This is a genomic window from Delftia sp. BGA-UO-ETr-SB1 (assembly GCF_059567865.1).
In genome coordinates, this window is record NZ_JCAQOW010000004.1 from 1424142 (window position 1) to 1437961 (window position 13820).

Genomic DNA, 13820 nt, shown 5'->3' on the forward strand with positions numbered 1-13820 from the left:
CCCGGACGCCGCCACACACACCATGAATCCCCGCCTCGTCGAGTACTACAACCGCGAACTGGCCTATCTGCGCGAGCTGGGCGCCGAGTTCGCCGCAGCCTTCCCCAAGGTGGCGGGCCGCCTTTCCCTGCACGACACCGATGTGGCCGACCCCTATGTGGAGCGCCTGCTGGAAGGCTTCAGCTTTCTGAGCGCGCGCATCCAGCTGAAGATGGATGCGGAGTTTCCGCGCCTGTCCCAGCGCATGATGGAGATGGTCTGCCCCCACTACCTGGCGCCCACGCCATCCATGGTGGTAGTCCAGCTCAAGCCCAGCGCCAAGGAAGGCAACCTCGTGGACGGCTTCACCCTGCCCTCTGACAGCGTGCTGCGCACCCACAAGTCACAGGAAGAGCAGACCATCTGCGAATTCCGCACCGGCGGGCCGCTGACGCTGTGGCCGCTGGAAATACGCCAGGCGCGCCTGGGCGGCCCGGCGCTGGACCTGCCCCATGCCCTCGTGCCCCAGCTGGGCGAGGCCGGCGGCCACCTGCGCCTGCAGCTGGCCACGCTGGACGCCTCGCAGTGCATGCAGCTGGCGATGGACCAGCTGTGGGTCTACATCCATGCGGGCGATGTCGTCGCCTCCCACCTGCAGGAACTCATCCACACGCAGACGCTGGCCATCGTTGTCCACCACCCGCAGGACCCGCGCCAGGTCTGGGACGTGCTGCAGCCCGATGCACTGCGCGCCGAAGGCCATGACAGCGAGCAGGCGCTGATCCCCTATTCGCACCGCGCCTTCCAGGGCCACCGTCTGCTGCACGAGTACTTTGCGTTTCCCGCACGGCAGCGGTTCTTCTCGATCAACGGCCTGTCGCGCAGCATGCGCCGCATTGCCCATGACGGCGTGGGCATCACCGTGCTGCTGCGCCGCGCCGCGCCCACGCTGGAGCCGCAGATCGACGCGGCCAAGCTGCTGATGCACTGCATTCCGGCCATCAACCTGTTCGAGTACACGGCGGACCGCCTGCATGTGGCCTCCAACGTGCACGAGTACCACGTCATTCCCGACCGCACGCGGCCGCTGGACTTCGAGGTCTACGGCGTGCAGGCCGTCACCGGCCACCACGAAGGCAAGACCCAGGACCGCGAATTCGCGCCGTTGTACGCATCCACGCACGGCCTGCACTCCACCGAGCAGGCCTACTTCACCACGCGGCGCGAGCCCCGGCTGTTTTCCGAGCGCAGCCTGCGCAGCGGCCCGCGCACGCAGTACCTGGGCTCGGAAGTCTTCATCTCCCTGGTAGACCAGCGCGAGGCCCCGTTCTCCGACGACCTCAAGCAGCTGTCCATGCACACCCTGTGCACCAACCGCGACCTGCCCCTGCTCATGCGCGTCAACCAGCCGGGCGGCGACTTTGCGCTGCAGGAATCGGCGCCCGTGGAATGGGCCCGCGCCATCGCCGGCCCCAGCGCGCCCATCCCCGCCGTGGCCGACGGAGGCCTGACCTGGCGATTGATCTCCCACCTGAGCCTGAACTACCTGGCCATGACCGATCTGTCCGACGAGGAAGGCGCGGCCACGCTGCAGGAGCTGCTGCGCCTGTACCTGGACCTGGGCAACCACCAGCTGGCCGGGCAGATCGCCGCCATCCAGGGCATGCGCATCGAACCCATCACGCGCCGCCTGCCCCAGCACCGCCAGCTGGTCTACGGCCGTGGCGTGGGCGTACACCTGAGCGTGGACGAGCCGGCCATGGCCGGCGTCAGCCCCTGGCCCCTGTCCAATGTGCTGGAGCGATTCTTCGCCCGCCATGTGGGCGTCAACAGCTTCACCGAGCTGCAGCTGCACTCGCGCCAGCGCGGCCCCGTCGCGCGCTGGACTCCGCGCCCCGGACAAAGGCCCGGCATATGAGCAATGCCGCCCACGCCCCGCTGCCCGAACCGGAACACCCCCAGTCTGCGGCTCCGGCTCCAGTGCCGGCGCCCGCGCGTGCGCCCGTGCAGGCCGCCGGGCCCGACGACGCCCGGGCGCGCCTGTTCTGGCAGCGCCTGAGCGCCAAGCCCTACCAGTTCGACCTGATGCACAGCCTGCGCTACCTGCAGGCACGCCATCCCGCGCTGCCGCGCCTGGGCCAAGCCACGCGCCCCAAGGACGAGCCGCTGCGCCTGGGCCAGGACCCGTCGCTGGCCTTCGCCCCCGCCACCATTGCAGAAATCCTGCCCTCGCGCGCCGGCGAGCCCGAGCGCATGACGGTCTGGAACTTCGGCCTCTACGGCCCCAACGGCCCGCTGCCCACGCATATCACCGAATACGTGCGCGAGCGCCTGCGCCAGCATGACGACGCCACGCTGGCACGCTTTTCCGACATCTTTCACCACCGCATGCTGCTGCTGCTGTTCCGCGCCTGGTCGGACGCACAGCCCACCGCATCGCTGGACCGCCCGGGCGAAGACCCCTTTGGCCGCTACATAGACAGTTTCATAGGCGCCGGCCTGCCCAGCCAGCGCGCGCGCGACGACGTGCCAGACCACGCCAAGCGCTTCATGGCCGGCCATCTGACCCGCTGGACGCGCAACCCCGAAGGACTGTGCCAGGCCCTGTCGCACTACTTCCAGATTCCCGTGAAGCTGGAAGAAAACTGCCTGCACCACCTGGAGCTGGAGCCCGAGCAGCAGACCCGGCTGCAGGGCCGCCCCTGCAACTCGCGCCTGGGCGTGGACGCCGTCGTGGGCTCGCGCGTGCCCGATGCGCAAAGCAAGTTCCGCCTGGTGCTCGGCCCGCTGGGTCTGGAGCAATACCAGCAGTTGCTGCCCCAGGCCGCACTGTTCCAGACCCTGGTGGACTGGGTGCGCAACTACCTGGGCATCGAATTCGCCTGGGACTACGTGCTGGTGCTGCGCCGCCAGGAAGTGCCTGCCGCCCGGCTGGGCAGCAGCACCCAGCTGGGCTGGACCACCTGGCTCACCCACGCCGAGCCCGCCCAGGACGCGCGCGACTTCCGCCTGGACCCCGAAGCCTGGCTGCGCCAGCGCCGCCAGCCCGTGCGGGGCCGGCGCCCCGGCCCCAGCCCTCGAACCACTGAATCACCGAACCACTGAATCACCACTTCCCTGCTCGCACACATGCCCACCGTACAGATCAAGTTCCCGCACAACGCCCCGGTCCCTTCCACGCTGACGCTGGTCGAAGGCAACCGCCTGCGCGTCAAGATCGAGGCTGTCGCAAAGACCTACAAGCTGGGCGCCAGGATCGATGCGCCCAGCATTCTTGCGGCCCAGCCCCCCGCCCACAACGCCCGCGCCGACAGCTGGCAATTCGACTTCGTGGCGCAGCAGCCCGGGCTCACCAAGCTCAGCATCGTGGCTGTGCAGGGAGCCGGGCTCAGCGTCATGCCCGCAGCCATCACCGTGCAGGTGGAGAAAAGCATTTCGCTGCCTGCGGAGAGCACGACGGAGGGGATGCTGGCAAGGCTGTTCCTGGCGGAGAACACCTCGCCCGCACTCGGTGGCTCAAGCTGGCGAATTGAAGACATTCGGACTTCCATGCAATGGATGCGGCGCGTGATCGAAAACCGCCTCAAGAGCCCGAATCCCGGGGATTTCATGGCACGTGGCGCCACCAGCGAAAAAGACATCGTCATGGCAAACGACCGTGGATCGGTCCAGTTCCACGGATTCAACCTGTATCCCACGCTGCCATCCGAAATGGCAGGAAACCTTCAAAAGTATCTCCAGAACGCCAACAACGGCCTTCACCCGCAGCGCAAGGCCTATCTGGATTTTGTGCAGGCCGCCATCGACATCGCCCAGGCGCCAGTGCCCCCGGACCCCACATCCACAGGGCTCTTCGGTTGGAAAACCACTGAAGCCCCCCAGCCAGGCCCCGAATTCCGCGAACACAAGACCCTGTCCGGCAACACGTTCTACACCCATACCCGCTTGCGCAAGAAGGACTGAAGCCCATGCCTGAACTTCAACAAGCCATCCAGCCCAGCCACCACGGCCATTGCGCAATGCCTGCCCTTGCGAAGCCGGCCAGCATCTCGGTCGGTCTCGCACGAGCCGCATGCCTGACCCTCCTCGCAGTCGCAAGTTGGCACGCTGGCGCTGCAGCACCGGCAGACACAGCCGATGCCGCACCAAAACACGCCGCGGCCGCCGACTTCTCGCGCCCGGCCTCGCACTACGTGGCATCGGTTGCGGCCCTTCGCAACTATCTGCAAGCCAAGGACGAAGCCAACAACACCCAGAAAGCCCAGAGCAGGCAGCACTTTTGCTTCGTGCAGCAGCACAACCGCACCGTAACCCCTGCGCGCTCATCGGTCTGGATGGTCTGGCTGGAAGGCGGCCAGATCGCCAATCTGGGGCAGCGCCGCTTCACCGCCAAACCATCGCCGGATGAAGCGCAATGGGACGGAGATGCCTTGGCCGAAGCCAAGGCCATCCACCTCGCGACCGACGTTCGTGAAACGGCGCAGGAAACGACCGGCAGCAGCATCCTCGTCGAGCGTGCCTGGGTGGACCTGCTGCTGGCGCAGTGCAAGGCCGAGGGCCGCACCATCAAAGTGGCTCCTGCCCGATAGCCGAATGCCGCATCTCCACCAATCCTGGTTGCCGCCCAGCCGGATGTGCCGGATGGCCTGTCTGGTGGCCGCGCTGGCCCTGCCCGCAACAGTCCTGGCTCAGGCCAATGCTGCGGCAGACAACGGCAGCCCTGCGCCAGCAACCTCCCAGGGTCTCCCTCCTGACGACTTCTCACGTCCCGTCAAGGCCAGCATCCCTTCGCCTGCCGTACTGCGCGCCTACCTTCGACTCAAGCTGCAGTACGCAGACACCTCCTTGGCGGGAAGGCGTCAGCACTTTTGCTTTGTCCAGCAGCACTCCGCGCCGCCCGAAGATCCAAGCCCCTTCGTCTGGATGATCTGGCAAGACGGCGGCGAGATTCTCAGCCTGGGCTCGCTGGTGGCCCCGGCACATGCCACGCCGCAGGAGGCCGAGGAGTACGGCGAAGGCATGGCGCGCAACAAATCCATCCGCCTGGCCACTGGCGTCCGTGAAACGGCGCAGGAAATCACCGGCAGCAGCTTCCTCGTCGAACGCGCCTGGGTCGACCGGCTGCTGGCGCAGTGCCAGGCCAAGGGCCGCAAGGTCGAAGTCCGCCCCCGCCGCTAGCCGGCATTCCCGGCCCCCATTCATTCACTCTTTTTTCGCACCCAAGACCCATGACAGAAATCAGCCGCCAATCCCTCTTCGGCAAGCTCAACCCGCTGCTGTTCAAGTCGCTGGAAGGCGCCACCGTGTTCTGCAAGCTGCGCGGCAATCCCTATGTGGAGCTGGTGCACTGGCTGCACCAGCTGCTGCAGGAAAACGATTGCGACCTGATCCGCATCCTGCGCCACTTCGACATCGCCTCCGACCGCCTGGCCGCCGATGTGCTGCGCCGCCTGGACCAGCTGCCGCGGGGCGCCACCTCGATCAGCGACTTCTCCGAGCACATAGAGACCGCCATCGAGCGCGGCTGGGTCTATGCCACGCTGATGTTCAACGACAGCCAGATTCGCAGCGCCTATCTGCTGTCGGGCATGGTGCGCACGCGCTCGCTGGCCAATGAGCTGCGCTCCATCTCGCGCGAATTCGACAAGATCTCCGAGCCCGCGCTCAGCGATGCCTTCGCCCGCCTGCTGCCCGACTCGCCCGAGGCACGCATGCGCGCGGCCGATGGCAGCGGGCTGGAAGGCACGCCGGGCGAAGCCAGCCAGGCCACGGGCGCCGCGCCCGGCCAGGGCGGCGCGCTGCAGCAATACACCGTGGACCTGACGGCCCGCGCCAAGGCCGGCGAGCTGGACCCGGTCACGGGCCGCGACGACGAAGTGCGCCAGATGGTGGACATCCTGCTGCGCCGCCGCCAGAACAACCCGATCCTCGTGGGTGAGGCCGGCGTGGGCAAGACCGCCGTGGTCGAAGGCCTGGCCCTGCGCATCGCCCAGGGCGACGTGCCGCCGCCGCTGCAGGGCGTGGAGCTGCGCGTGCTGGACGTGGGCCTGCTGCAGGCCGGCGCCAGCATGAAGGGCGAGTTCGAGAACCGCCTGCGCGGCCTGCTGGACGCCGTGCAGTCCAGCACCACGCCCATCGTGCTCTTCATCGACGAAGTCCACACCCTGGTGGGCGCGGGCGGCCAGGCCGGCACGGGCGATGCCGCCAACCTGCTCAAGCCCGCCCTGGCGCGCGGCACGCTGCGCACCATCGGCGCCACCACCTGGGCCGAGTACAAGAAATACATCGAAAAAGACCCGGCCCTGACCCGCCGCTTCCAGCTCGTTCAGGTGCACGAGCCCGACGAGCCCCGCGCCGTGGACATGCTGCGCGGCGTGGCCGCCAAGCTGGAAAACCACCACCAGGTGCGCATTGCGGCCGACGCGGTGGCCGCGGCCGTCAGCCTGTCGCACCGCTACATTCCCTCGCGCCAGCTGCCCGACAAGGCCGTCAGCCTGCTGGACACGGCCTGCTCGCGCGTGGCCATGGCCCTGCATGCCACGCCCGCCCAGCTGGAAGCCGTGCAGCGCCGCATCGAGGCCCTGGGCGTGGAGCAGGAAGTGCTGCTGCGCGAGGCCGCCCTCGGCCTGCCCACGGCCGAGCGCCTGCAGGCGCTGGAAACCGACCTGGCCAGCCTGCGCGACCGCCAGGCCACGCTGGCCGAACGCTTTGGCCAGGAAAGCGCGCTGGCGCGCCGCATCCTGGAAACCGAGGCTGCCCTCATGGGCCTGAAGCCACCCGTCTTCTCCACCGGCGCAGCCGCAGACCCGTCCGCTGCGGCACCGGAAACGGCCGCCGAAGCCACCGCAACCGAACCTGCCGAGCCCCCCAGCGTGGCCGCGCTGGAAGCGCTGCGCCGCCAGCTCGCCGAGCTGCAGGGCGATTCCCCGCTGCTGCAGCCCGTGGTCGATGCCGGCGTGGTCGCCGCCGTGGTGGCCGAGTGGACCGGCATTCCCGTGGGCCGCATGGTGCGCGACGAGGTGCAGTCCGTGCTCTCGCTGGCCGACACGCTGGAGAAGCGCGTCATCGGCCAGCGCCACGGCCTGGAGGCCATCACGCGCCGCATCCAGACCTCGCGCGCGCGGCTGGACGACCCGGGCAAGCCCATCGGCGTGTTCCTGCTGGCCGGTCCCTCGGGCGTGGGCAAGACCGAGACGGCGCTGTCCCTGGCCGAAGCCCTGTATGGCGGCGAGCAGAACCTCATCACCATCAACATGAGCGAGTTCCAGGAGGCGCACACCGTCTCCACCCTCAAGGGCGCGCCACCGGGCTACGTGGGCTACGGCGAAGGCGGCGTGCTCACCGAGGCCGTGCGCCGCCGCCCCTACAGCGTGGTCCTGCTCGACGAAATCGAAAAGGCCCACTCCGACGTGCACGAGATGTTCTTCCAGGTCTTCGACAAGGGCTGGATGGAGGACGGCGAGGGCCGCTACATCGACTTCAAGAACACCGTCATCATCCTGACCTCCAACGTGGGCTCGGACCTGATTGCCAACATGTGCCGCGACCCGGACCTGGCGCCCACGCCGGAAGGCCTGGCCCAGGCCGTGCGCCAGCCGCTGCTGCAGACCTTCCCCGCCGCGCTGCTGGGCCGCCTGACGGTGGTGCCCTACTACCCCATCTCCGACGCCATGCTGGAGCAGATCATCCGGCTGCAGATGCTGCGCATACAGCGGCGCATCGAAGAGCGCCACGGCGCGCAGTTCAGCTTCGACGAAGCCGCCGTGGACCTGGTGCGCCGCCGCTGCAGCGAGGTCGAGTCCGGTGCGCGCATGGTGGATGGCATCCTCACCCAGAACCTGCTGCCGCGCATGGCCACCCACTTCCTGCAGGCCACCGTGGAAGGCCAGGAACTGCAAAGCCTGCACGCCGGCGCCAGCGGCGACGACTTCACGCTGGACGTGCGCACCCGCGCTGCGGAGCCCGCATGAGCGGGCGCCATCTTCCACGCGCCACCACGGCAGTGATTGCCGCCGCGCTGCTGGCCGCCCCGGCCGCGCAGGCGCTGGACCTGGGCGCCATCGGCCAGGCTGCCGACACCGTGCAGCGGGCTTCGGGCGCCGCCACGGCCGGCCAGCAGGCGCTGGAGGCCGGCCGCAGCGCGGCCAGCACGGCCACCAACGCGGCCACCGGTGCCACCAGCGAGGCCCGTGCCTGGTGGGACCGCAACCAGGCCCAGCCCGAGGCGGCACAGTCGCCGCCCTCCGGCGCCGCCCCCGTGCAGGACGACCAGGGCGGCCCACGCCGCGTCATGGCCGTGCTGGGCGACGCCTGGACGGACAGCGCCCGGCGCGGCCAGGCCGTGGTCGCGCTCATGGACCAGGGGCCGTACCTCGTGCAGCGCCAGGCCGCCCATGTGGCGCCGGCCAAGTCGCAATGGCTGGCCCTGCCGCGCGGCGACAGCACCGGCGTGGCCATCGAACTGCCCGGCGACCCCGAAGGCACGACCTATGACCTGTCCACCGGCCGCGCGCGCCCCGGTGGCCGGGGCGTGCGCATCTTCGCCTTGTCCGTCCACGCCGACGTGCCCCAGCGCGCGGGCCGGCGCAGCCTGGACGCCATAGAGCAGCACGCCATGCTGCGCGCCAGCTCGGTGCGCACCGAATGGCCGCGCCAAAGCGGCGACATCCTGGAGCCCACGGGCGGCAAGCTGCTGGTCTGGGCCAGCGATGCCACGCAGCGCTTCCCTTCCGGCTTTGGCGCCGACGGGCGCCTGTTCACCGCCGACGACCCCATGGTCACCCTGCCGCGCGGCTACACCGTGGTCACGCTGGAGCCGCAGGGCCTGCGCTTCGACCGCGCCCGGGAAATCGCCCTGGCCTTCCACGCCGTCCAGCCCGCGCAGGACATCGACCTGTCCCGCCTGGGCGCAGGCGATGCGGCCCAGGCCCTCATCGGCCTCATTGCCGAGCGCCACCCGCTGGCCGCTGCCAGCGGCTTTGATGCCGGCAAGCTGCGTGCCGACTACGGCCAGCGCCTGCAGACCGCCGCCGAGCGCGGCGACAGCGCCGCACAGGCCCAGGCCCTGGCAGAAATGGGCCAGCGCCTGGGCGACGGCCAATACCGCGTTCTGCTGCCCGGCGGCCAGGCCTGGCCCGCCCGCACAGACCGGGGCCTGTCCCCGCAGCTGCTGGCACGCGGCAGCGTCAACCTGCCCATGCCGCGCACCTGGCTGCGCGAGGACGGCCGCATCGCCATCACCAGCGTGGCGCCAGGCTCAGCCGCCGCCAAGGCGGGCCTGCAGCCCGGCAGCGACATCCTCGCCATCGAAGGGGAAAGCCCGGCACGCTACCTGGACCGCATTGCCCCCGCCTCGCTGCGCGCCGGTGCCGACGCCCGCCGCGCCGACCTGCTGGCGCTGGACATGGGCACGCCCGCCACGCTGAGCCTGCGCACCGCAGCCGGCGCCCCCTCGGCCAGCCAGGAGCAGACCCTGCGCCTGGACGCCGCCGCAGCCGCAACCACGGCCCTGCCTGCGGCCGAGCCCGCCCTCGCCTCCTTCCTGCTGCGCAGCGCCCAGGGCGGCAACCTGGCCTACATTGCCCTCGACAGCTTTGCCGACGGCGCCACCGGCCAGCTCAACCGCTGGGAGGGCGCCTTGGCCGCCGCCACCCAGGCCAGGGTCACGGGCCTGGTCATCGACCTGCGCGCCCACCGGGGCGACGACGCCTACCAACTGGTGCCCCACATGCTGGCCTCGCTCTACACGCGCGACAAGCCGCTGCGCATGCAGGACGCCGCCCAGCGCCTGTTCGACCCCGCCGCCCGCGTCTGGCGCAGCCGTGGCGGCCTGGGCCTGCCGGCCCAGCTGCCCCTGGCCGCCTCGGGCACGCCCTTCACGGCCCCCGTCGCCGTGCTCACCGGCCCCGGCTGCGCCGGCCCCTGCGAACTGTTCGCTGCCTGGCTGCAGCACAGCCAGCGTGCCGACATCGTCGCCACCAGCGCCACGGCCGGCGCCACAGGCCCCGCCACGCGCGTGCACCTGCCAGCCGGCTTCATCGTGCAAGTCCCCCTGCTCGCAGAAACCGGCCCCGCTGGCGGCAACAACCCCGCCGCACAAGCCCAAGGCTTGACCCCGCGCCTGCGCGTGCCCGTGGACGCGGCCTTCACCGCCTCCATCCAGGCCGGCGGCGACCCGCTGCTGGACGCCGCCGTGCTCCACCTGGATCGCAGCCGCACCGCGCAGGCGTCGCGCTAGACCCACAAGCCCTTGCCGCCATGCCACCGCACCTGAACCCCGCCCGTTTCGTGACTTGTGCAGTCATGGCTGCCAGCGCGCTGGCAGCGGGCTGCTCGTCCAGCACCGACCAGATGCGGGTTGCCCTCGCTACGCCAGTTGCGGCCAAGGCACTCGATCCCGCAGATCCCACCGACCGCAGCCAGTACCGCTACCTGTATGCCGTGTACTGCAATGGCCGGGTGGATCGACTCGATCTGAAGAACCAGGCCAAGACAGGCAGTTTTCAACTGTCAGAGCGCAGCGGCAAGCCTGCGGCCATTGCGGCGCTGCCACGGCCAGGAGTTCGACCTGGCGGCTGCCTTGCCCGCCCTGTCGTCACGCAGGATGCGCAGGACAGCAGTGACGGGGTGGTAAACATCATTGCCAGCAGCCGGCTGGACCCCGATGCGGACGGCCGCAAGCCCTACCAGCTGCTGACCTTCGCCCTGCCGGGCTGGACGCTGCAGCAAGCGCGCAATCTGGGCAGCTTCGATGCATTGCCCCGCCTGGCCCGCGCCGCTGATGGAGCCCTGGCCGTGCAGCCCCAGGACAAGGACACGGCCGCCGCCATGGCCGCGCAGGCCCAGGCCTGGACGGCAGCGGATGCGATGGCCTGGACCAGCGCCCAGGCATGGTCGGCAGGCAATGTGCTGTTGATCTATGCCTTGCCCGGGCAGCGCGGCATGAGCGCCGCGCTGGCACTGGGCGCCGAGGCGCGCATCGTGCACCTGGCCGAGTTCCGCAGCGGTGGCAACGACATCCCGCCCGACCTGCACCTGGCGCCGGGCGGCCGGTTCGTGCTGGCCAGCCTGAAGCGTTCCGTCCCACTGGGCGAGGGCCTGCGCAAGGTCGAAGCCACCGGGGAGCTACGGCTGTATGGCGCGGATGGCCGGCAGACCCGGGTGTTGAACCAGGCGAGCCTGGCCGGCAGCGTGCTGGCCCGGAGCCGGCCAGGCTCGCTGGACCCGGACCAGCCCGGAACCGACAACGACTGGTTCAACGTAGCCCTGACGCCGGGCGGCTTGGCGGTTTTCACCGACCGGCGCGGCAACTACCAGTTCATTGCGCTGGGCCAGCCCTTCGACAGCCACCCTGTCATGGATGACGCCCAGGATGACGCCGATGGCGCCCGTCCAGGGCTGGTGTACGCAGCCCGCTAGCAGCAGAGGACCTTCCAGCCACCCCATGCAAGCCCTTCATCGACCGGCGCACGCAGGCCCCGCCATCCAGGCCTGAAGCCCCGACCCCTCTTCCACCCCAAGCACCGCGAGATCCGACACCATGACACGCAGAGTCACCATCAACACCCCCCTGGCAGACCAGCTGCAGCTGCGCCGGCTGCAGGGTCGCGAGGAAATCAGCCATCTGTTCGCCCTGGAGATCGACCTGCTCAGCGAAAGCGACGGCATCGATCCCAAGGCCCTGCTGGGCAAGGGCGCCACCGTGGTGGTGGAGACCCAGGACGGCGGCAAACGCTACATCGATGGCCTGGTCACGGCCTTCGGCATGCGCGGCCAGGACGAGCACCGCAACTTCCTGTACCGCGCGCGCCTGTCGCCCTGGCTGTGGCTGGCCACGCGCCGCAGCGACTTCCGCATCTTCCAGAACAAGACCGTGCCGGACATCATCAACGAGGTCCTGGGCATCTACGGCCACCCCATGCAGCAGCGCCTGACGCGCTCCTACCGCACCTGGGAGTACTGCGTGCAGTACAACGAGACGGACTTCCAGTTCGTCTCGCGCCTCATGGAGCACGAGGGCATCTGCTACTACCACCAGCACAGCGCGGGCCAGCATGTGCTGACATTGGGCGACGACATCGTCGCCTCGCACGACCCGCTGCAGGGCGGCGCCGTCATCCCCTTCCACCCGCCCGGCAAGGCCGCCGTGGCGCGCGAGGAATGCATACACGCCTGGGAACTGCACCAGCGCGTCAAGCCCGGCCGGCACTACAACGACGACTACGACTTCAAGAAGCCCCGGGCCGAGCTGTCCAACATGCGGCGCAACCCGCCCGGCCATGCGCACGACGCCTACGAGATCTACGAATGGCCGGGCGGCTACACCGAGACCGGCGACGGCGAGGACTACATCCGCGTGCGCCTGCAGCAAAGCCTCACGCGCCAGAGCACGGTGCAGGGCAGCTCCAACCACCGCGCCATGGCGCCGGGCTACACCTTCACGCTGGACAACTACCCGCGCGGCGACCAGAACCAGGCCTACCTGGTCACGGCCGTGGACTATGCCTTTGAGGAGAACCCGCGCGTCAGCGACGGCGGCAGCGGCGAGGGCTCGATCCAGAAATTCGTGCTCCAGGCCCAGCCCACCAGCCTGCCCTTCAAGCCCGAACGCATCACCGCCAAACCGCGCACCACGGGCCCCCAGACTGCCGTCGTCGTCGGCCCCGCAGGCGAAGAGATCTGGTGCGACCAGTACGGCCGCGTCAAGGTGCAGTTCCACTGGGACCGCATCGGCGGTATGAACGAGAACTCCAGCTGCTGGATGCGCGTGGCCACCAGCTGGGCCGGGCCGGGCTTTGGCGCGGTGCACATCCCGCGCATCGGCATGGAAGTCATCGTGGACTTCCTCAACGGCGACCCGGACTACCCCATCGTCATGGGCTGCGTCTACAACGCCTCCAACATGCCGCCCTGGGCGCTGCCGGCCAACGCCACGCAATCGGGCATCAAGACCAGATCCAGCAAGGGCGGCGCACCGGGCGCGGGCATGAAGAACGGCCAGGGCGACGCCAACGCCATCCGCTTCGAGGACAAGGCGGGCGCCGAACAGCTGTGGCTGCATGCGCAAAAGGACCAGCTCACCGAAGTCGAGAACGATGAGGACAAATGGGTGGGCAACGACCGGCGCAAGACCGTGGACCGTGACGAGACCAACGTCATCCACCGCGACCGCACCGAGACCGTGGACCGCGACGAGACCATCACCGTGCACAACAACCGCACGGAGCGGGTGGACCACAACGAGAAGATCAGCATAGGCGACAACCGCAACGAGGATGTCGGCATCGACGAGAACATCTCCATCGGCAAGAACCGCAGCAAGACCATAGGCCGCAACGAGAAGGACAAGATCGGCAACAACTGGTCGATCAAGGTGGGCAGCTTCAAGACAGAGACCATCGGACTGGCCTACATGCAGAACGTGGGCCTGGCCAAGATGGTGAACATCGGCGCCGCCTACAACGTCAATGTGGGCGCGGCCATGGTGGTGAATGTGGGGCTGAGCCAGAGCACGACGGTGCTCATGAACCGCAGTGTTTCAGTAGGTCAGAACCAGTCCACCAGCGTGGGCAAGAACCGCACCGACGACACGGCCGACAACCATACGGCGACGGTCGGCAAGAACTCCGCCACCACCGTTGGCGAGGTGCAGACGATCACGGTGGGCAAGGAAATGGCCATCACCGTGGGCGACGCCATCGAGATCAAGTGCGGCAAGGCCGTGTTGCGCATGACCAGCGACGGCACCGTGCAGGTCAACGGACAGACGATCTCCATCAGCGGCAGCTCCAAGGTGACCGTGTCGTCTCCGGACAGCCATATCAACCCCGCTTGAAGGAAAT

At 69.1% G+C, this 13820-nt stretch carries 9 protein-coding genes; all 9 read left to right on the top strand.

What is annotated here, in order from left to right; translation table 11 throughout:
* Positions 1-22: 22 nt before the first annotated feature.
* Positions 23-1897 carry a type VI secretion system baseplate subunit TssF gene (gene tssF, locus AC57B5_RS07020; RefSeq protein ID WP_496399109.1) on the top strand — a complete coding sequence of 625 codons (1875 nt, stop codon included), beginning with the start codon at positions 23-25 and terminating at the stop codon, positions 1895-1897.
* Positions 1894-3084, top strand: coding sequence for a type VI secretion system baseplate subunit TssG (gene tssG, locus AC57B5_RS07025; protein ID WP_496399110.1), 1191 nt, complete (start codon positions 1894-1896; stop codon positions 3082-3084). The genes tssF and tssG overlap by 4 nt, the downstream gene beginning before the upstream one ends.
* Positions 3085-3108: 24 nt before the next feature.
* Entirely contained in the window at positions 3109-3942 is an 834-nt protein-coding gene (locus AC57B5_RS07030; RefSeq protein ID WP_496399111.1) for a hypothetical protein, read from the top strand.
* Between the two features lie 5 nt (positions 3943-3947).
* The gene (locus tag AC57B5_RS07035) at positions 3948-4568 is read left to right on the top strand and encodes a hypothetical protein (RefSeq protein WP_496399112.1); all 621 of its coding nucleotides are present in this window, start codon (positions 3948-3950) and stop codon (positions 4566-4568) included.
* 52 nt (positions 4569-4620) lie between these two features.
* A complete protein-coding gene (locus AC57B5_RS07040) occupies positions 4621-5157 on the top strand; it encodes a hypothetical protein (protein WP_496399113.1) in 537 nt (178 codons plus the stop codon).
* Between the two features lie 50 nt (positions 5158-5207).
* The gene (tssH, locus tag AC57B5_RS07045) at positions 5208-7949 is read left to right on the top strand and encodes a type VI secretion system ATPase TssH (RefSeq protein WP_496399114.1); all 2742 of its coding nucleotides are present in this window, start codon (positions 5208-5210) and stop codon (positions 7947-7949) included.
* Entirely contained in the window at positions 7946-10216 is a 2271-nt protein-coding gene (locus AC57B5_RS07050) for a S41 family peptidase (protein WP_496399115.1), read from the top strand. The genes tssH and AC57B5_RS07050 overlap by 4 nt, the downstream gene beginning before the upstream one ends.
* Before the next feature lie 65 nt (positions 10217-10281).
* A complete protein-coding gene (locus tag AC57B5_RS07055) occupies positions 10282-11397 on the top strand; it encodes a hypothetical protein (protein WP_496399116.1) in 1116 nt (371 codons plus the stop codon).
* 121 nt (positions 11398-11518) lie between these two features.
* The gene (locus AC57B5_RS07060; protein ID WP_496399117.1) at positions 11519-13813 is read left to right on the top strand and encodes a type VI secretion system Vgr family protein; all 2295 of its coding nucleotides are present in this window, start codon (positions 11519-11521) and stop codon (positions 13811-13813) included.
* Positions 13814-13820 lie beyond the last annotated feature (7 nt).